Raw genomic sequence first — 18,723 nt, forward strand, 5'->3', positions numbered from 1 at the left:
TCTACAGAGCAAAAATGGACGGTGCTCAGCGTTCGCCGAGCACCTCACCGATATATCTCGCAACGGTGGCGACCGATGCGATGGTTCCCGGATAGTCCATCCGGGTGGGGCCGAGCACTCCCAGACCACCGAAGACCGTACCCGCGGCCCCGTAACCGGTGGACACGACCGAGGTGGTGCGCATCTCCTCGAACTGGGTCTCCTCACCGATGCGGACGGTGACCCGGCCGGCGTCCTGGTTGGACGCGAGCAGTTTGAGCACCACCACCTGTTCCTCGAGGGCTTCGAGGACCGTGCGCAACGAGCCCGGCACCATGCCGTGGCCGTCGAAGTCGGCGGCGTTGCGGGTGAGATTGGCCGTGCCGCCGAGCACGAGACGCTCCTCGGGGTGCTCGACGAGGGTCTCGACCAGCACGGTGGTGCACCGGATCAGCGCGTCGCGCAGATCGTCCGGTGCGTTGTCGGCGAGTTCGGTGACCGCGATGGACGCGGCGGCGAGCCGCTTGCCGGTCAACGCCCCGCCGAGCAGCTCACGCAGCCGCGACAGGCCGTCCTCGTCGATCACGTCGCCGAGTTCGACGATGCGCTGATCGACGCGGCCCGAATCGGTGATGAGCACGAGCAGCAGCCGCGCCGGTGTCAGCCCGACCACCTCGAGGTGACGCACGGACGACGCCGACAGCGTCGGGTACTGCACGACCGCCACCTGACGGGTGAGCTGCGCGAGCAACCGCACCGCGCGTCGCAGCACGTCGTCGAGGTCGACGCCCGATTCGAGGAACTGCAGGATCGCGCGGCGCTCGGCCGACGAGAGCGGCTTGACCTCCGCGATCCTGTCGACGAACTGGCGGTAGCCCTTGTCGGTGGGCACGCGTCCCGAGCTCGTATGGGTCTGTGTGATGTATCCCTCTGCCTCGAGCACAGCCATGTCGTTGCGGACCGTGGCGCTGGACACACCGAGGTTGTGCCGGTCGACGAGAGTCTTGGAGCCGATCGGCTCCTTGGTGGACACGTAATCCGCCACGATGGCGCGCAAGACCTTGAATCTTCGCTCCTCGGTACTCGACAACCCGCCACCTCCGTTTCCGCCGCCTGTAGGACTGCACCTCTCGGGGCCGTACCCTGCCAGTCTAATCGCGCGACGACCTCGAAGGTGTCGGGCACGTGTGCGACACCACCCCCGACACCGGAAGCGACGCCGGTGGCGCGTCCCCCGTAATGTGTCCGCATGATCTTCAAGGGCGTCCGGGACGGCAAGCCGTATCCCGATCACGGACTGTCTCTGCGCGACTGGTCGAGGATTCCGCCCCGTCAGGTGCGCCTCGACGAGATCGTCACGACGACGAAGGTGCTCGAACTCGACCGGCTGTTGTCGGAGGATTCGACCTTCTACGGCGACCTGTTCCCCCACGCCGTCCAGTGGCAGGGCGTGCTGTACCTCGAGGACGGACTCCACCGTGCCGTGCAGTCCGCGCTGCGGAACCGCCCGGTGCTGCACGTACGTGTCTTCGAGTACGACGTGCTGATTCCCGGTGGCGTGTCCGACCCGGGTGCCGGGGTTCGGGGCCCGTCTCCCGCATAGCCCGATCAGGGGTACATTCGCCCCGTTTCGACCGACGTCCGACGGACCGACCGAGCTCTCGGACCACGACCGGAGGAGAGGCATGGGCAGTGCGACGGGCCGTGGCACGGGCGAGACGTTCGGTCGCTACGAGCTGCAGACCCGGCTCGGTCAGGGCGGGATGGGCCAGGTGTGGTGCGCATTCGACTCGGTCACCGATCGTCAGGTCGCGGTCAAGGTCCTGCCGCCGGAACTCGCCGACGACGCCGGATACCGCGCGCGTTTCGATCGTGAGGCCCGGGCCGTCTCCAAGCTCCGCCATCCGAACGTCGTCCCGATCCACAATTTCGGTGAGATCGACGGTCGGCTGTACATCGACATGGCCCTGCTCGAGGGCGAGGATCTCGGCACCGTCCTGAGACGTGAGGGCTCTTTGCCGCTCGACCGCACCGTGCGTGTGATCGGGCAGGTCGCTGCGGCTCTCGACGCCGCACACGATTCCGGATTGGTACACCGGGACGTCAAACCGGCCAACATCGTGCTGCACCCCAGCGGCCATACCTATCTGATCGACTTCGGGATCGCGCATGCCGACGGCCAGACCGCCCTCACGCGCGACGCCGGGGCGATCGGCACGCTCGCGTACATGGCCCCGGAACGCTTCGACGGCCGATCCGGACCGGGTTCCGACATCTACGCGCTGACCTGCGTGTTGTTCCAGTGCCTCACCGGACGGCCACCGTTCGCCGCCGACAGCACCGCCCAGCACATCGCGTCCCATCTGACGAAACCGCCGCCGCGCCCGACCGGCCTCGTGCCGGGCCTCCCCGCCGCGCTGGACGGTGTCGTCGCACGCGGGATGGCCAAACGGGTCGAGGATCGGTATCGCCGTGCCGGTGAACTCGCCGAGGATCTGGCCCGGAGCGCGATGGATCGGCGGCCGCCGCGAGGGGCGCCGGTCCCGCTCCGGAAGGTCCGATCCGGACCGCCGCCTACGGCAGTGATCCCGCCGACCGCGGTGAACCCGCCGGACTTCCCGAACACACCGGACTTCCCGAGCCCGGCCTCGATGGGGCCTCCTCCCCCACCGCCGACGCGTGCGCCGCGCCGTGGTGCGGTCGTGGCACTCGCGGTCGCCGCCGCGGTGCTCGTACTGGGGGCGGTGCTCGCCTTCGTCCTCGGGCGGGACACCGGCGACTCGTCAGCCGTTGCCACGAGTCCGATATCGACGGAGACCTCGACGCCCCCCACCGCGCCGTCCTCACCCGAATCGGCCACGTCCGAGTCGCCGCCGAGCTTCGAGCGCATGGCGACCTTCGTGCGGGACTACTACGGGTTGCTCCCGGACGACACCGAACAGGCCTGGGCGCTGTTCGATCCCCACTACGCGGAGAAGGTCGGCCGGGCCGGATTCGACGAGTTCTGGCCGACGATCCGGTCCGTCTCGGTGGGCGCCGTGGAACCCCGCGATGCGTCGAGTGTGATCGTCACCCTCACGTTCGTCACCGTCGACGGCCGGACCGAATCCGAAAAGCGCTGGGTGTCCGTGGCCGAGAACCGCGGGCGGCTGTCGGTCTACGACTCGGAGCGAATCGGAGCAGCCTGACGCGGCCGGTCGATCGGAGCGGCGTGACGCGGCCGGCCGGTCAGTCGTCCGCGCCGAGCAGGATGGTGCGGACCACCGCGTCGGCGAGCAGCCTGCCCCGGTCGGTCAGCACCAGATGGTCGTCGCGCACCACGGCGAGACCGTCGGCGACCACCGTCTCCGCCGCTTCGCGCTCCCCGTCCTCGAGTTCCGACAACGGCAGGCCCGTGCGCAGCCGCACCGTGAGCATCACGAGTTCGGTGTGCCGGTCCTCGGCCGTGAGGTGTTCGCTGCCCCCGACGGGCAGGACTCCGTCGGCGAGGGTCGACGCGTAGCGGGCGGGATACTTGACGTTCCACCAGCGAACACCGCCGACATGGCTGTGCGCGCCCGGCCCGGCGCCCCACCAGTCGCCGCCGTCCCAGTAGCCGAGGTTGTGGGCGCACCGCGCCGACGGATCGTCGGACTTCGCCCAGTTCGACACCTCGTACCAGGTCATCCCGGCGTCGGCGAGCCGCGCGTCGATCCGCTCGTACCGCGAGGCGAGCACGTCGTCGTCCGGGGCCGGCAGTTCGCCGCGCCGGACCCGGCGAGCGAGGGCGGTGCCGTCCTCGACGATGAGCGCGTAAGCCGAGACGTGGTCGACACCCGCTTCGAGCACGGCGTCGAGGGAGGCGTCGAGATCGGTGTCGCGCTCGCCGGGAGTGCCGTAGATCAGATCGAGGTTGACGTGGCCGAAGCCGGCCGCGCGCGCTTCCTTCGCCGCCGCGACCGGACGTCCGGGCGTGTGGGTGCGGTCGAGGACCGCCAGCACGTGCGGCGCGGCGGACTGCATGCCGAGCGACACGCGGGTGTATCCGGCCTCGCGGATCGACGAGAAGAACTCCGTGGAGGTCGACTCCGGGTTCGATTCGGTGGTCACCTCGGCGCCGGGAGCGAGCCCGAACGAGTCGCGGATCGCGTCGAGCACTTGCGCGAGACCGTCCGCGCCGAGCAGCGAGGGTGTTCCGCCGCCGACGAAGACCGTCTCGGCGGCGGGAGTCCGTCGTCCGGATTCGGACAGCAGCCGGGCACCGGCGTCGAGTTCGCGGCGCAGACCCTCGAGCCAGGACTGCGGCGAGGCCGCGCTGCCGAGTTCCCCGGCGGTGTAGGTGTTGAAGTCGCAGTAGCCGCAGCGGGTCGCACAGAAGGGCACGTGCACGTACACGCCGAACGGTCGTGTCCCCACGCCGGCGAGTGCCGAAGCGGGAAGTTCGAGACCGGCCGGACGACCCGCGATACCGATTTCCGTGCCGGTGCGTCGACCGATCCCAGTGCTGTTCACGCCCTCCAGTGTTCCAGAGACCCGGAGGGTGGCCCCGCACACGAGGCCCCTACCTCGACATTTCCCGAAAATCTGGTGGAAATACCGCCCGCAATTCGGATTCGCCCCGGTGACATGGCACAATGGTCCGCATGACAGGACACGGAGTGCGACTCGTGGCGCGACGCCACGTCGACTTCAAGCGCGTCTGCGCATCCTGTTGTCTGCCTTGCGCCGCTTGTCTCTGCGCCGACTGTCTCTAGTCGGTACTCCCCGGCACATCCCAGATCCCGCCGGGTCGAAGCATGCGTGCACGAGGTCAGCCCCCTCCTGCGCTCGTCGGCCCGGTTCCAGCGAATATCAGGAGACCCTGTATGTCGTCGACCACCGACGTCACTCCCGCCGACGAGTCGGCCAAGCCCGCGCGCCGCGCGCGTCCCGCCAAGCGTCGCGCCGAAGGCCAGTGGGCTCTCGGTTACCGGGAGCCGCTCAACGCCAACGAGCAGACGAAGAAGGACGACAACCCGCTCAACGTCCGCAAGCGTATCGAGAACATCTACGCGCACACCGGTTTCGACGGAATCGACAAGGGCGATCTGCGTGGCCGCTTCCGCTGGTGGGGTCTGTACACCCAGCGCGAGCAGGGCTACGACGGCACCTACACCGGTGACGAGAACATCGACCTGCTCGAGGCGAAGTACTTCATGATGCGGGTGCGCTGCGACGCCGGCGCCCTGAACCTGGCGCAGCTGCGCACGATCGCCGGTATCTCCACCGAGTTCGGCCGCGACACCGCCGACCTGTCCGACCGCGAGAACGTCCAGTACCACTGGATCGAGGTCGAGAACGTCCCCGAGATCTGGCGTCGCCTCGAATCGGTCGGGCTCAAGACCACCGAGGCGTGCGGCGACTGCCCTCGCGTCGTGCTCGGTTCGCCGCTCGCCGGTGAGTCCCTCGACGAGATCATCGACGGCACCCCGGCGATCGACGAGATCGTGCGCCGCTACATCGGCAACCCCGAGTACTCGAACCTGCCGCGCAAGTTCAAGACTGCGATCTCCGGCCAGCAGGATGTCGTGCACGAGATCAACGACGTCGCCTTCATCGGCGTCGAGCACCCCGAGCACGGACCCGGCTTCGACCTGTGGGTCGGTGGCGGTCTGTCCACCAATCCGATGCTCGCGCAGCGGGTCGGCGCGTGGGTGCCGCTGGAGGAGGTCGCCGATGTGTGGGAGGGCGTCGTCGCGATCTTCCGCGACTACGGCTACCGCCGGCTGCGGTCCAAGGCGCGCCTGAAGTTTCTCATCAAGGACTGGGGCATCGAGAAGTTCCGTGAGGTGCTCGAGACCGAGTACCTGAAGCGTCCGCTGCTCGACGGCCCGGCCCCGGCCGCGCCGGAGCGTCCCATCGATCACGTCGGTGTCCAGAAGCTGCGCAACGGTCTCAACGCCGTGGGTGTCGCGCCGATCGCCGGCCGGGTCTCGGGCACGATCCTGTCGAAGGTCGCCGACGCCGCCGAGCGTGCGGGTTCGGACCGGATCCGGTTCACCCCGTACCAGAAACTGATCGTGCTCGACGTGGCCGACGACAAGATCGAGCAGCTCGTCACCGAGCTCGAGGCGCTCGGTCTGCCGGCCTCGCCGTCGCCGTGGCGCAAGAACCTCATGGCCTGCACGGGAATCGAGTTCTGCAAGCTGTCCTTCGTCGAGACGCGCAAGCGTTCGCAGGCCCTCGTGCCCGAGCTCGAGGAGCGTCTCGCCGACATCAACGCGCAGCTCGACGTCCCGGTGACGATCAACATCAACGGCTGCCCCAACTCGTGCGCGCGCTCCCAGATCGCCGACATCGGCTTCAAGGGTCAGCTCGTCGACGACGGTGAGGGCAACCAGGTCGAGGGCTTCCAGGTGCACCTCGGCGGTGCGCTGGGCTTCGACGCGAAGTTCGGGCGCAAGCTGCGCCAGCACAAGGTCACCAGCGCCGAGCTCGGCGACTACATCGAGCGGGTGGTGCGCACCTTCGTCAAGGAGCGCACGCCCGGTGAGCGCTTCGGCGAATGGGTCGTCCGGGCCGAGGAAGCCGACCTGCGATGACCGGCGCTGCTGCAGCGGTCGACACGAAGACGGATCGGGAAGGGACGCGATGACGATCGATACGAACATCGACGAGCTCCGGAGTATTGCCGCGCAGGGGGCGGCAGCACTCGAGGGCGCGTCGGCGCAGGAACTCCTGCGGTGGACGGACGAGACCTTCGGCACCCCCACCACCGACGGTGGACGGAGCGGCTACATCGTCGCGTCCAACATGCAGGACGGTGTCCTGGTCCATCTGGCCGCGCAGCAGCGTCCGGGCGTGGACGTGCTGTTCCTCGACACCGGCTACCACTTCGCCGAGACGCTCGGCACGCGCGACGCGGTGGAGCAGGTGTACGGCGTGAACATCGTGAACGCCCGGGCCGAACAGTCCGTCGCGGAGCAGGATGCTCTGCTCGGCAAGGATCTGTTCGCCCGCGACCCGAACGAGTGCTGCCGGCTGCGCAAGGTGGTGCCGCTGAAGGAGAGCCTGAAGGGCTACCGCGCCTGGGTGACCGGCATCCGCCGTGTCGAGGCCCCCACCCGCGCGAACGCACCGCTCGTCTCGTTCGACGACGCGTTCGGACTGGTGAAGATCAATCCGATCGCGGCATGGTCCGACGAGGACATGCAGAACTACATCGACGAACACGGGATCCTCGTCAATCCCCTCGTCGACGAGGGCTACCCGTCCATCGGGTGCGCCCCGTGCACCACCAAACCACTTCCCGGAGCCGATCCGCGCAGCGGGCGCTGGGCCGGCCGAGCCAAGACCGAATGCGGGTTGCACGCCTCATGACACTCATCGATACGAATCCCACCGACACCCGGACGCTGCTGGACGGCAACCGGTTCGACACCCTCGACGCCCTCGAGTCGGAGGCGATCCACGTCTCCCGCGAGGTCGCGGGCGAGTTCGAACGCCCCGTCATCCTGTTCTCGGGAGGCAAGGACTCCACCGTCCTGCTGCACCTCGCGATCAAGGCGTTCTGGCCCGCGCCGCTCCCCTTCGCGCTGCTGCACGTCGACACCGGCCACAACCTCCCCGAGGTCCTCGAGTTCCGCGATCACGTGGTCTCGAAGTACAACCTGCGCCTGCACGTCGCGAGCGTCGAGGACTACCTCGCCGACGGCCGGCTCACCGAACGTCCCGACGGCATCCGCAACCCGCTGCAGACCGTGCCGCTGCTCGACGCGATCTCGGAGAACCGGTTCGACGCCGTCTTCGGTGGCGGACGCCGCGACGAGGAGCGTTCGCGCGCCAAGGAGCGGATCTTCTCGCTGCGCAACGCATTCGGCCAGTGGGATCCGAAGCGTCAGCGTCCGGAGCTGTGGAATCTGTACAACGGGCGGCACGCACCCGGGGAGCACGTGCGCGTCTTCCCGCTGAGCAACTTCACCGAGCTCGACATCTGGCGTTACATCGCCCGCGAGAACGTCGAACTGGCGAGCATCTACTACGCGCACGAGCGCCCCGTCTACCGCCGCGACGGCATGTGGATGACCCCGGGTGTCTGGGGCGGTCCGGCCGAGGGCGAAGAGCTCGAGACACGTTCGGTGCGCTACCGCACCGTCGGCGACGGATCGACCACCGGCGCGATCCTGTCCGAGGCCTCCACGAACGAGGAGATCCTCGCCGAGGTCGCGGCATCACGACTGACCGAGCGCGGCGCCACCCGCGGCGACGACCGGGTTTCCGAAGCGGCGATGGAAGACCGCAAGCGAGAGGGCTATTTCTGATCATGAGCGACCTTCACGAGCAGAGCGTGCAGAGCGACACGCAGCTGCTGCGCCTCGCCACCGCCGGTTCGGTCGACGACGGCAAGTCCACCCTGGTGGGCCGACTGCTCTACGACACCAAGTCCGTACTCGCCGACCAGATCGACGCCGTCACCCGCGCGTCGGTCGACCGCGGCCACGACACCCCCGACCTCTCGCTGCTCGTCGACGGCCTTCGCGCCGAGCGTGAGCAGGGCATCACCATCGATGTGGCCTACCGCTACTTCGCGACGCCGAAGCGCAGCTTCGTCCTCGCGGACACCCCGGGTCACGTCCAGTACACCCGCAACACGGTGTCGGGTGCGTCCACCGCGCAGCTCGTCGTCCTGCTCGTCGACGCGCGCAAGGGTGTCGTCTCGCAGACCCGCAAACACGCCGCCGTGCTCGCCCTGCTCGGTGTGCCGAAGCTCGTCCTCGCGGTCAACAAGATCGACCTCGTCGAGGATCCGGCCTCGGTGTTCGCGCAGATCTCCGCCGAGTTCGGGGAACTGACGAGTTCGCTCGGCTGGGCCCCCGAGGACGTGCAGGAGATCCCGGTCTCCGCGCTGCACGGCGACAACGTGGCCGTGCGCAGCGAGAACACCCCTTACTACGACGGCCCGACCCTCATCGAGTACCTCGAGTCGGTTCCCGTCGACGCCGATGCGCACGGCCGGCACGAGACCGGTCTGCGCTTCCCGGTGCAGTACGTGATCCGTCCCCGCACCGCCGAGTTCCCCGACTACCGCGGCTACGCCGGTCAGGTCGCGGCAGGGTCCGTGCGCCCCGGTGACGAGGTCGTCGTGCTGCCGTCCGGTGTCCGCACCACCGTCGAGCGCATCGACAGTGCCGACGGCGCATTCGATGTCGCGCACGCCGGCCGGTCGGTGACCCTCGTGCTCGCCGACGACGTCGACGTCTCCCGCGGCGACATCATCGCCACCCCGGAGGCGGCACCCGAGCCGCTGTCGGAGTTCGAGGCCACCGTGTGCTGGCTCGCCGAGAAGCCGCTGCGTCCCGGCGCCCGGCTGCTGCTCAAGCACGGCACCCGCATCACGCAGGCCATCGTCGGGACGATCGACGAGCGGTTCGACGAGCAGGATCTCACCTCCGTCCCGAGCCCGGAGAGCATCGAGCTCAACGAGATCGCGCGCATCACGGTGCGTGTGGCCGAGCCGATCGCCGCGGACGACTACCGCGTCAACCGCCGCAGCGGCAGCTTCCTGCTGATCGATCCGGCCGGGGGCAACACCCTCGCCGCGGGTCTCGTGGGCGACGGACTCGCCGACATCGAGCTCGGGGACCGCGTCCCGGCATGATGCCGCTCGTCGCCGTCGCGCACGGCAGTCGCGACCCGCGTTCGGCGCGGGCCGTGGCTGCCGCGCTCGACACCGTCCGGGCCGAGAACCCCGGTCTGGACGTGCGACTCGCGTTCCTCGATCTGAACACCCCGTCGGTCGGTCAGGTTCTCGACGCGCTCGCCGCGGACGGGCACCGGCAGGTCGCGGTGGTGCCGCTGCTGCTCGGCAGTGCCTTCCACGCAAGAGTCGATCTGCCGGCCCTGTTGCACGAAGCGCAGCAACGTCATCCGCTGCTCGAGGTGCTGTGCTCGCCGATCCTCGGCGACGACGATCTCCTCGTCGACGCGGCTCGCGATCTCATCACGGCCACGGGGGTGTCGGCCGACGATCCGTCCGTCGGTATCGCGGTGTGCGCGGTGGGATCGCGACGCCCCGAAGCGAACCGGGCGACGGAACTGGTGGTACCCCGCATTCTCGCCGGCACGGCGTGGACGCAGGCCGCGGCGTGCTTCGCCACGACCGGTCCGTCGGTCGGGACGACCCTCGCCGACCTCACCTCCCGCGGTGCCCACACCGTCGTGCTGACACCGTGGATCCTCGCCCCCGGACTGCTGTGGGACCGTGCCTGCGCCGAGGCCGACAGCCTCGGGCACGTGCGGGTCGCGCAGACCCTCGCCCGGCACGATGCCGTCGCGCGGGTGATCACCGAGCGCTACACCGAGGCCGTGCACCGGCGGCGCGGACTGCGCGTGGCCTGAGTCGCTTCCGGCTCTCCACCCGAGTTCACGCACGATTCGCATTCCTCCGCTACAACGGAGTCACGGTCGTCGTCCGACGACATCGGTGATCCGGGAGGGCCTCACGTGCAGAACGAACTTCGGCGCTACATCGATCGGCTCCGCACGGAGGGCTATTCGGTGCGCGACGACCACGGTGAGGACCCCGATCTGATCGACATCGAGGGCCGCGCCGTCGACACCTGGCGGGAGAACTATCCGTACGACACCCGGATGGACCGCGCCACCTACGAGGTCGAGAAGTACCTCCTGCAGATCGAACTGCTGAAGTTCCAGTCGTGGGCCAAGGACAACGGCTCCAAGCACATCATCGTGTTCGAAGGTCGCGACGCCGCCGGCAAGGGCGGCACGATCAAGCGGTTCCAGGAGTACATCAACGTCCGGCACGCCCGGACCGTCGCGCTGAACAAGCCGTCCGACCGTGAGCAGGGCCAGTGGTACCTGCAGCGCTACATCCAGCACTTCCCCACCGCCGGCGAGCTCGTGCTGTTCGACCGTTCCTGGTACAACCGCGCCGGGGTCGAACGGGTCATGGGTTTCTGCAGCGACGACGAGTACGAACGCTTCATGGAACACGTCCCGTTGTTCGAGAAGCTCGTCGTGGACGCCGGCATCACGCTGACGAAGTTCTGGTTCTCGGTCACCCGGAGGGAGCAGCGCACCCGCTTCGCCATCCGCCAGCTCGATCCGGTGCGACGCTGGAAGCTGTCGGAGATGGACCTCGAATCGCTCGACAAGTGGGACCAGTACACCGACGCGAAGGAAGAGATGTTCCGGCGCACCGACACCGACTGGGCGCCGTGGACGACCATCAAGTCCAACGACAAGAAGAGGGCGCGGATCAACGCGATGCGGTTCTTCCTCAACCAGTTCGAGTACGAGGACAAGGACCGTCAGATCGTCTTCCCGGCCGACCCGAAGATCGTCCAGCGTGGCAAGGACGCCGTCGGCGACTGACCACCGGGCAGTTGTCCGCGCGTGCCGAGGTGCTCGGGGCTGGCGCGCACCGTGTGATCCGTACCACACTGGACGGTGACGCGAGGAGGCAGCATGGGCACAGCCAATGTCGGTCACGGAATCGTCGTCGGCATCGACGGATCGGACAGCGCACTCGATGCGGCCCGGTGGGCCGCCTGCGTCGCCCGACGTCTCGGCGAACCGATCGACCTGGTCCACGTTCATCCCCCCACCTCCGGCGACGGGACCGACCCGTCGGAGGAGGCCGTTCTGACCGCCGCGGAAGCGGCAGTTCGGGGCGCGGTCGACCGGGTCGAGGTCCGGCGGTCCACTCCGTCGGGCAAGCCGGATCGCGTGCTCACCGACCTGTCGCGCGAGGCACGGATGATCGTCCTCGGCCACACGACCACCACGGAGTGGGAGTCGATGATCCGGCGCTCCGACGTCGTGTCGGTGGCCAACCACGCCGAATGCCCGGTGGTGACGTGGCGCAGCCGCGACGGATTCCAGCCGCCCGACGGGCGCCCGGTCGTCGTCGGAGTGGACGGCACCGAGGTCAGCGAGTCCGCCGTCGAGCATGCGTTCGCGACCGCCGCGGCGCTCGAGGCACCGCTCGTCGCGATCCACACCTGGACGGAGCAGTCCACGCTCACCTACGGCGAGGGGTCACGGTTCACGGACTGGACGGCCTACGTCGAGCACCGGAGGGAGGAGATGAAGTCGCATACCTCCGGGCACACCGAACGGTTCCCCGACGTCGAGGTCTCCTATCGGGTCGAGCGGGGCAAGCCCGACATCGTCCTGCTCGAGGAATCCAAGAGTGCCCAGCTCGTGGTGGTCGGCAGCCACGGCCGGAGCCCGCTGGCAGCTGCGGTGGTCGGCTCGAGCAGTCAGGGACTCATCCACCACAGTTGCTGTCCGGTCATGATCTGCCGGGCCCACCACCGATCGGAGACCGAGGCCCACTGATCCGCCGACCCAGGTGACCCAGGTGACCCCGAGTCTGACCCCCGAGTCGCGCTCGGTTACTGCGCGGCGGTACCGAGCGGGGCGGTCTCCGGCACGGCGGGAGCGTGCGCGTAGACGGTGTCGCCCGCGACAAGCCCGAGATCGTGGGCCTCGCCGCGGGTGATCTGCGTCGTGAACTGCTCACCGGTCGCGTCGTTGCGGAGTTCGACACGCACCTCGAAGCCCAGCCGGACGACACGCTCGACGGTCGCCCGCGTGACACCCACCGAGCCGCCGGAAGTGTCGGAGAGCGCGGGTTGCCGGGCGAGCCGGATGTCGTGCGGTCGCACCAGCACACCGTTGATCTTGGACACCGTCCCGAGGAACGACATCACGAAGCTGTTCGCCGGGCGATCGTAGAGTTCCTCCGGCGTTCCGACCTGTTCGATGCGTCCGGCGTTCATCACGGCGATGCGGTCGGCGACGTCGAGCGCCTCCTCCTGATCGTGCGTGACGAGCACGGTGGTCACGTGCACCTCGTCGTGCAACCGGCGCAACCAGGTCCGCAGGTCGGCGCGGACCTTCGCGTCCAGCGCACCGAACGGCTCGTCGAGCAGCAGCACCTGCGGGTCGACGGCGAGAGCCCGGGCGAGTGCCATGCGCTGACGCTGACCGCCGGACAACTGCGCCGGATAGCGTCGTTGGAACCCGTCGAGCCCGACGATCTCGAGCAGGTCGTCGACCCGCTTCGTGATCTCGGCCTTGGGTCGCTTGCGGATCTTGAGTCCGAAGGCGACGTTCTCGCGCACGGTCATGTGCTTGAACGCGGCGTAGTGCTGGAACACGAACCCGATGTCGCGTTTCTGCGGGGTGACGCCGGTGACGTCCTTGCCGGCGATGTGGACGGTGCCCGCGTCGAGGGTCTCGAGGCCGGCGATCGAACGCAGCAGGGTCGACTTCCCCGAACCCGACGGTCCGAGCAGGGCGGTGAGCGAGCCGGACGGGATGTCGATGTCGACGTCGTCGAGTGCGGCGAAGTCTCCGTAGTTCTTGCGCGCCCCGGTGACGGTGATCATTCGGTGCTCCTCTTCCGGTCGAGCAGGGTCATCAGCAGCAGGACGATCACCGCGATGGCCATGAGCAGGGTCGCGGCGCTGTAGGCGCCGAAGGTGTTGTGGTCGTCGATGTACCGGGCGTGCACGAGCAACGTCAGCGTCTGGGAGACGCCGGGGAAGCCGGACGAGACCATGATGACGGCGCCGAACTCGCCGAGAGCTCGCGCGACGGTGAGGACGATGCCGTAGGTCAGGCCCCAGCGGATCGCCGGCAGGGTGATCCGCCAGAAGGTCTGCCAGGTGTTCGCGCCGAGGGTCGCGGCGGCCTGCTCCTGCTCCTCCCCGATCTCGCGCAGCACCGGTTCGACCTCGCGCACGACGAACGGCAGGGTCACGAAAATCGTCGCGAGCACCATGCCCGGCAGCCCGAAGATCACCTTGAAGCCGAGATCCTCGACGGCGCCGAACCACCCGTGGGCGCCCCACAACATGATCAGGGCGACACCCACGACGATCGGCGAGACCGCGAAGGGCAGGTCGACGACGGCCTGCAGCAGTCCCCTGCCCGGGAATCTGCCGCGGACGAGGGCCAGCGCGACGACGATGCCGAAGATCACGTTCACGGGAACGACGATCGCGACGATCAGCAGCGACAGGTTCAGCGCCGAGATCGCCGCCGGGGTGCTGATCGACTCGGCGAACGCCACGACGCCGTTCTCGAAGGTGCGGTAGAGGATCACCCCGATCGGGACGAGCAGCAGCACGAACAGGTACGCGAGCGCGACGAAGCGCAGCGACAGTCGGGCTGCGAGGGACGGTTTCACCGGTCGTCCTCCTCTCGGCGCAGTCCCCGGTTCGCGACCAGGCGCAGGACGAACAACACGACGAAGGCGATCACCAACAGTGCGACGGAGACCACCGCGGCGTTGACCGGCCGGTCGATCTCGATCTGCTGCTGGATGTACTGCGACGCGACCTGGGTCTTGTACGGGATGTTGCCGCCGATGAGCACGATCGAGCCGTACTCGCCGATGGCGCGGGCGAATGCCAGGCCGGTGCCACCGAGGACGGCCGGTGCGAGCACGGGCAGCACGACCGTGCGGAAGATCGTGAAGTTGCCGGCTCCGAGCGATGCGGCGGCCTCCTCGACCTCACGGTCGGCTTCGATGAGCACCGGCTGCACCGAGCGCACCACGAACGGCAAGGTGACGAACGCGAGCGCCACCACCAGTCCCGGCTCGGTCGCGTTGAGCTGCACACCGATCGGGCTCTGCGGCCCGTACAGCGAGAGCAGCACGATGCTCGCGACGATCGTCGGTAGTGCGAAGGGCAGGTCGATCAGGGCGTTGACGAACTTCTTCCCCGGGAACTCGTCGCGGACGAGAACCCACGCGATCACCGTGCCCATCACCGCGTTGATCGCCGCGACGACCAGCGAGACGACGACGGTGATCCGCAGGGTCGCGAGAGCGGCCGGTGCGGTGATCGCATCGACGAAGGTGCCGAGGCCGTCCGAGACGGAGTGGAAGGCCAGGGCCGCGAGGGGAAGCAGGACGATCAGACTCAACCACAGGGTGGCGATGCCGATACCGAGGGGCCCGACGGCGCCGGTGAACATCCGGCGACGCGGACGGGCGGGGGCCGCGGCGGACGGCCCGCGACGCGAACCCGCCGGGGCGGGAGACGAATCTCCCGACCCGGCGGTGTGTTCCGAAACGGTCACGCGCGTGCTCTACTTCGTGGCGTTGTCGTAGATCACCGCGATGGTACCGGTGCTGTCGGCGAACAACTCCTCGTTCACGGTCTCCCAGCCGCCGAGATCTGCGACGGTCCACAGCTTCTCCGGCTGCGGGAATTCCTCGGCGAACTCCTCGGCGACGCCCGGGTCGACGGGCCGGAAGCCGGCCTCTGCCCACAGGCGCTGGCCCTCTGCGGTGTACAGGAAGTCGTTGAACGCCTGCGCGACCTCGACGTCCTTCGCATTCTTCAGTACCGCCGCGGGGTTCTCGATCTTGAAGGTGACGGGCGGGGTGACGTGCTCGACGGGGTCGCCGTTGCGCTCGATGAACAGCGCCTCGTTCTCGTAGCTCAGCAGCACGTCGCCGGTGCCCTGCAGGAAGGTCTCGGTGGCCTCGCGACCGGACTTCGGCTGTACCTTCACGTGATCGGTGACCAGTTCGGTGACGTAGTCGATGCCGGCCTGCGGGTCGGCGCCGCCGTTGCTCTTCGCGGCGTACGGCGCGAGCAGGTTCCACTTCGCCGAACCCGAGCTGAACGGGTTGGGGGTGACGACCTCGACGTCCGGACGGAGCAGGTCGTCCCAGTCCTGAATGTTCTTCGGGTTGCCCTCACGGACGACGATGGTGACGACCGATCCGAACGGGATCCCGTTGTAGGCGTTGTCGTTCCAGTTCTCGTCGACGAGACCCGCGTCGACGAGACGAGTGATGTCGGGCTCGACGGAGAAGTTCACGAAGTTGGCCTCGGCGCCGTCGCGCACCTTGCGGGACTGGTCTCCGGAGGCACCGTAGGACTGCTGGAAGACGACGCCCTCCCCTTCCTCGGTCTCCTGGAAGGCGGGGATCAGCGAGTCGAATCCGACCTTGGGCACGGCGTACGCGTAGAGGTTGATCGTGCCGCCGGATCCGTCCCCGCCGCTCTCGGCTCCGACGGTGTCGCTCGAACCTCCGGAGCAGGCGGTGAGGGAGAGCGCGGTGACCGCGGTGAGCGCCGCGACGACGAACCTGGAACGTTTCATGACGAGCCTCCTGAGGGGCTGTTTCGAGGGGGATGAACGCGACCGGCACCGGACGAGGGGCTGCCGGAATCGGACCGGCCGGGATTCGCGAGGATGCGGCACCGACGGACGAGAGGATCCGGAAGACGGGGACCGCAGAGAAGAAGGGTTCAGCGACAACAGTCGATGTCGGCGACCGAAGGCATGCCCACAGCGATCAACGCCAACTCGTGGCGGATGCGGGGCAGAGTGGTCGCGGACACGCGGCAGAGATTAGCAGAGGTCGAGGGACGACCGAAATCGACGATTCGGACACCGGACATCGGGCACCGAGCCGGATGCGCGAGCGGCGTGGTCACATGGAGACGAGCCATGCGACGACGACGATGATCAACAGCGCGATCAGCGCCAGGGTCACGCGCGAACGCGGCATGTCAGCAATCCTCCGTCGTCGTGGCGGGCGAGTCCGTCTCTCCGCGGCCGAGCAGCCCGAAGATCCCGGCCATCGCCCGATCGAGCAGCCACGCGACCCCGAAGCAGGCCGGCACCAGCACCGCGAGCACCAGAGCCACCTGGGGGACGAAGGACAGACCCGCGAGCCACAACTCGAAGCCGTCCCACCACGAAGCCACCCGATCCATTGCCTACACCCTAGTAGGTTCGGCAACCACGCTGCGATCCACCCGGCCCGCAGTGATCATGGAGTGATGGACCAACACCACTCCTCGCCGCTGTCGGGGTCACCCTTCCGACGGAGCGTGTTCCCGCCCATCGACGACTACGCATTCCTCTCGGATTGCGAGAGCACCTGTCTGATCGCGCGCGACGGAACCGTGGAGTGGATGTGCGTGCCGCGACCCGACTCCCCCAGCGTGTTCGGCGCACTGCTGGACCGCAGCGCGGGCCATTTCCGGTTGTCGCCGCACGATCGCACCGTGCCCGCGGCACGGCGGTACCTGCCCGGCGGTCTGGTCCTCGAGACGACCTGGCAGACCGACACGGGCTGGATGATCGTGCGCGACGCCCTGGTCATGGCGCCCTGGTACGACGTCGAGGAGCGCTCCACGACACACCGCCGCACACCGTCCGACTGGGAGGCCGAGCACATGCTGTTGCGGACGGTGCGCTGTGTGAACGGGACGGTGGACCTGTACGTCAGTTGCGAACCCGCCTTCGACTACCACCGGGGCCGCACCGAATGGCGGTACACCGGCAAGGTCTACGAGGAGGCCACCGCGGTGTGCCGGAACGCGGCGGACGAGCATCCGACGCTGCGCATGACCACGGATCTGCGACTCGGCATCGAGGACCGCGAGGCCCGCGCGCGACGTCGGCTCAACAAGGGCGACACGGCCTTCGTCGCATTGTCGTGGGGGGACTGCCCGATGCCGCACACCTTCGACGAGGCGGTCGCCAAGATGGTCTCCACCCAGGACTACTGGCGCGAATGGATCACGACGGGCCGCTTCCCGGATCATCCCTGGCGCACCTATCTGCAGCGCAGCGCGCTCACACTCAAGGGACTGACCTACAGCCCGACCGGGGCGCTGCTCGCGGCGTCGACAACCTCGCTCCCCGAAACACCTGGCGGAGAACGTAACTGGGACTACCGTTACGCGTGGGTACGCGATTCGACCTTCGCACTGTGGGGTCTGTACACCCTCGGGTTCGACCGGGAAGCCGACGACTTCTTCTCGTTCATCCTCGACGTCTCGCGCGACGCGGACGGCGTCCGCTATCCGCTCCAGGTGATGTACGGGGTGGGCGGTGAGCGCGAGTTGCCGGAGTCGACCCTCGATCATCTGAGCGGCTACGACGGCGCCACCCCGGTCCGCATCGGCAACGACGCCTATCACCAACAGCAACACGACATCTGGGGCACACTGCTCGACTCGGTCTACCTTCACGTCAAGTCCCGCGGGCACTTCCCCCAGACGTTGTTGCACACCCTGCGCCGGCAGGTCGAGGAGGCATCGGCCAACTGGCGCAAGCCCGATCGGGGCATCTGGGAGGTGCGCGGCGAGCCCCAGCACTTCGTGTCGTCGAAGGTCATGTGCTGGGTGGCGCTCGATCGCGGCTCGAAACTCGCCGAACTGCAGGGTCGTCCCGACTACGCCCGGAAGTGGGCGGCGATGGCCGACGAGATCAAGGCCGACGTCCTCGAACACGGCGTCGACGAACGCGGTGTCTTCACCCAGCGGTACGGCCACCCGTCACTCGACGCGTCGGCTCTGCTGATCCCCTTGCTGCGCTTCCTGCCCGCGGACGATCCCCGGGTGCGGGCCACGGTGCTGGCGATCGCCGACGAACTCACCGAGGACGGACTGGTGCTGCGCTACCGGGTGGAGACCACCGACGACGGACTCGCGGGCGAGGAGGGCTCGTTCACCATCTGTTCGTTCTGGCTGGTCTCGGCCCTCGTCGAGATCGGTGAGGTCGAGCGGGCCGCCGCACTGTGCCAGCGCCTGCTCGACTACGCGAGCCCCTTGAAGCTCTATGCCGAGGAGATCGACACCGAGACCGGACGCCATCTGGGGAATTTCCCGCAGGCGTTCACCCACCTGGCGCTCATCAACGCCGTCGTCCACGTCATCCGTGCCGAGCGGGAGATCGGAGCGGGCAACTTCCGGCCCGCGCATCTCGGGCCGTGAA

18 protein-coding genes are annotated in these 18,723 nt (G+C 68.3%); 10 read left to right on the forward strand and 8 right to left on the reverse strand.

Features of this window, described 5'->3' with window-relative positions:
• Positions 1–25: 25 nt before the first annotated feature.
• Positions 26–1,069: a heat-inducible transcriptional repressor HrcA gene (gene hrcA / locus U9J23_RS15135; RefSeq protein ID WP_326598646.1), complete on the reverse strand. Its 1,044-nt coding sequence runs from the start codon at positions 1,067–1,069 to the stop codon at positions 26–28.
• Positions 1,070–1,228: 159 nt separating this feature from the next.
• On the opposite strand from hrcA, the gene U9J23_RS15140 reads away from it, so the two are divergent.
• Entirely contained in the window at positions 1,229–1,582 is a 354-nt protein-coding gene (locus U9J23_RS15140; protein ID WP_059380828.1) for a type II toxin-antitoxin system VapB family antitoxin, read from the forward strand.
• Positions 1,583–1,664: 82 nt separating this feature from the next.
• The gene (locus U9J23_RS15145) at positions 1,665–3,167 is read left to right on the forward strand and encodes a serine/threonine-protein kinase (RefSeq protein WP_059380827.1); all 1,503 of its coding nucleotides are present in this window, start codon (positions 1,665–1,667) and stop codon (positions 3,165–3,167) included.
• A gap of 40 nt (positions 3,168–3,207) precedes the next feature.
• On the opposite strand, the gene hemW is transcribed toward U9J23_RS15145, so the two are convergent.
• Positions 3,208–4,455 carry a radical SAM family heme chaperone HemW gene (gene hemW, locus U9J23_RS15150; RefSeq protein ID WP_326602934.1) on the reverse strand — a complete coding sequence of 416 codons (1,248 nt, stop codon included), beginning with the start codon at positions 4,453–4,455 and terminating at the stop codon, positions 3,208–3,210.
• Positions 4,456–4,823: 368 nt separating this feature from the next.
• Here hemW and U9J23_RS15155 point away from each other — a divergent pair, with 368 nt between their 5' ends.
• The 7 genes from U9J23_RS15155 to U9J23_RS15185 all read left to right on the forward strand — a co-directional run bounded on the left by U9J23_RS15155 (position 4,824) and on the right by U9J23_RS15185 (position 12,300).
• Complete coding sequence (locus U9J23_RS15155) at positions 4,824–6,539, forward strand: nitrite/sulfite reductase (protein ID WP_059380826.1); 1,716 nt, start codon at positions 4,824–4,826, stop codon at positions 6,537–6,539.
• Between the two features lie 49 nt (positions 6,540–6,588).
• Entirely contained in the window at positions 6,589–7,317 is a 729-nt protein-coding gene (locus U9J23_RS15160) for a phosphoadenylyl-sulfate reductase (RefSeq protein WP_059380825.1), read from the forward strand.
• Positions 7,314–8,258: a sulfate adenylyltransferase subunit CysD gene (gene cysD / locus U9J23_RS15165; protein WP_326598653.1), complete on the forward strand. Its 945-nt coding sequence runs from the start codon at positions 7,314–7,316 to the stop codon at positions 8,256–8,258. Before U9J23_RS15160 ends, cysD begins: the two co-directional genes overlap by 4 nt.
• Positions 8,259–8,260: 2 nt before the next feature.
• A complete protein-coding gene (locus U9J23_RS15170) occupies positions 8,261–9,595 on the forward strand; it encodes a sulfate adenylyltransferase subunit 1 (RefSeq protein ID WP_326598655.1) in 1,335 nt (444 codons plus the stop codon).
• Positions 9,592–10,335, forward strand: coding sequence for a sirohydrochlorin chelatase (locus tag U9J23_RS15175; RefSeq protein ID WP_085468435.1), 744 nt, complete (start codon positions 9,592–9,594; stop codon positions 10,333–10,335). The genes U9J23_RS15170 and U9J23_RS15175 overlap by 4 nt, the downstream gene beginning before the upstream one ends.
• Positions 10,336–10,440: 105 nt before the next feature.
• Positions 10,441–11,331 (forward strand): polyphosphate kinase 2, encoded by an 891-nt coding sequence (gene ppk2 / locus U9J23_RS15180; protein WP_085468436.1) that lies wholly within the window; start codon positions 10,441–10,443, stop codon positions 11,329–11,331.
• A gap of 93 nt (positions 11,332–11,424) precedes the next feature.
• Positions 11,425–12,300 (forward strand): universal stress protein, encoded by an 876-nt coding sequence (locus U9J23_RS15185; protein WP_326598660.1) that lies wholly within the window; start codon positions 11,425–11,427, stop codon positions 12,298–12,300.
• Between the two features lie 56 nt (positions 12,301–12,356).
• Here U9J23_RS15185 and U9J23_RS15190 read toward each other — a convergent pair whose 3' ends face one another.
• The 6 genes from U9J23_RS15190 to U9J23_RS15215 all read right to left on the reverse strand — a co-directional run bounded on the left by U9J23_RS15190 (position 12,357) and on the right by U9J23_RS15215 (position 16,712).
• Complete coding sequence (locus U9J23_RS15190; RefSeq protein ID WP_085468437.1) at positions 12,357–13,355, reverse strand: sulfate/molybdate ABC transporter ATP-binding protein; 999 nt, start codon at positions 13,353–13,355, stop codon at positions 12,357–12,359.
• The gene (cysW, locus tag U9J23_RS15195; protein ID WP_059380818.1) at positions 13,352–14,158 is read right to left on the reverse strand and encodes a sulfate ABC transporter permease subunit CysW; all 807 of its coding nucleotides are present in this window, start codon (positions 14,156–14,158) and stop codon (positions 13,352–13,354) included. Before cysW ends, U9J23_RS15190 begins: the two co-directional genes overlap by 4 nt.
• On the reverse strand, positions 14,155–14,952 hold the full coding sequence (gene cysT, locus U9J23_RS15200; RefSeq protein ID WP_085468544.1) for a sulfate ABC transporter permease subunit CysT: 798 nt from the start codon (positions 14,950–14,952) through the stop codon (positions 14,155–14,157). The genes cysW and cysT overlap by 4 nt, the downstream gene beginning before the upstream one ends.
• A 114-nt stretch (positions 14,953–15,066) precedes the next feature.
• Positions 15,067–16,092 carry a sulfate ABC transporter substrate-binding protein gene (locus tag U9J23_RS15205; protein ID WP_085468438.1) on the reverse strand — a complete coding sequence of 342 codons (1,026 nt, stop codon included), beginning with the start codon at positions 16,090–16,092 and terminating at the stop codon, positions 15,067–15,069.
• A gap of 149 nt (positions 16,093–16,241) precedes the next feature.
• Complete coding sequence (locus U9J23_RS15210; RefSeq protein WP_315899260.1) at positions 16,242–16,334, reverse strand: Ms4533A family Cys-rich leader peptide; 93 nt, start codon at positions 16,332–16,334, stop codon at positions 16,242–16,244.
• Positions 16,335–16,505: 171 nt separating this feature from the next.
• On the reverse strand, positions 16,506–16,712 hold the full coding sequence (locus tag U9J23_RS15215) for a hypothetical protein (RefSeq protein WP_085468439.1): 207 nt from the start codon (positions 16,710–16,712) through the stop codon (positions 16,506–16,508).
• 66 nt (positions 16,713–16,778) lie between these two features.
• On the opposite strand from U9J23_RS15215, the gene U9J23_RS15220 reads away from it, so the two are divergent.
• Positions 16,779–18,722 carry a glycoside hydrolase family 15 protein gene (locus U9J23_RS15220; RefSeq protein ID WP_085468440.1) on the forward strand — a complete coding sequence of 648 codons (1,944 nt, stop codon included), beginning with the start codon at positions 16,779–16,781 and terminating at the stop codon, positions 18,720–18,722.
• The last annotated feature ends 1 nt before the right edge of the window (position 18,723 follow it).

The sequence above is a fragment of the Rhodococcus sp. PD04 genome (assembly GCF_035918275.1).
GTDB classification, from domain to species: Bacteria; Actinomycetota; Actinomycetes; order Mycobacteriales; family Mycobacteriaceae; genus Rhodococcus; species Rhodococcus rhodochrous.

Bases quoted from the DNA above. Each gene is read 5' to 3' on its own strand.
- U9J23_RS15185 (WP_326598660.1), top strand. From the start codon at position 11,425: ATGGGCACAGCCAATGTCGGTCACGGAATCGTCGTCGGCATCGACGGA.
- U9J23_RS15140 (WP_059380828.1), top strand. From the start codon at position 1,229: ATGATCTTCAAGGGCGTCCGGGACGGCAAGCCGTATCCCGATCACGGA.
- U9J23_RS15215 (WP_085468439.1), bottom strand. From the start codon at position 16,712: ATGGATCGGGTGGCTTCGTGGTGGGACGGCTTCGAGTTGTGGCTCGCG.
- cysD (WP_326598653.1), top strand. From the start codon at position 7,314: ATGACACTCATCGATACGAATCCCACCGACACCCGGACGCTGCTGGAC.
- U9J23_RS15220 (WP_085468440.1), top strand. From the start codon at position 16,779: ATGGACCAACACCACTCCTCGCCGCTGTCGGGGTCACCCTTCCGACGG.
- cysT (WP_085468544.1), bottom strand. From the start codon at position 14,952: ATGTTCACCGGCGCCGTCGGGCCCCTCGGTATCGGCATCGCCACCCTG.
- U9J23_RS15145 (WP_059380827.1), top strand. From the start codon at position 1,665: ATGGGCAGTGCGACGGGCCGTGGCACGGGCGAGACGTTCGGTCGCTAC.
- U9J23_RS15205 (WP_085468438.1), bottom strand. From the start codon at position 16,092: ATGAAACGTTCCAGGTTCGTCGTCGCGGCGCTCACCGCGGTCACCGCG.
- U9J23_RS15190 (WP_085468437.1), bottom strand. From the start codon at position 13,355: ATGATCACCGTCACCGGGGCGCGCAAGAACTACGGAGACTTCGCCGCA.
- U9J23_RS15160 (WP_059380825.1), top strand. From the start codon at position 6,589: ATGACGATCGATACGAACATCGACGAGCTCCGGAGTATTGCCGCGCAG.
- U9J23_RS15155 (WP_059380826.1), top strand. From the start codon at position 4,824: ATGTCGTCGACCACCGACGTCACTCCCGCCGACGAGTCGGCCAAGCCC.
- U9J23_RS15170 (WP_326598655.1), top strand. From the start codon at position 8,261: ATGAGCGACCTTCACGAGCAGAGCGTGCAGAGCGACACGCAGCTGCTG.
- U9J23_RS15175 (WP_085468435.1), top strand. From the start codon at position 9,592: ATGATGCCGCTCGTCGCCGTCGCGCACGGCAGTCGCGACCCGCGTTCG.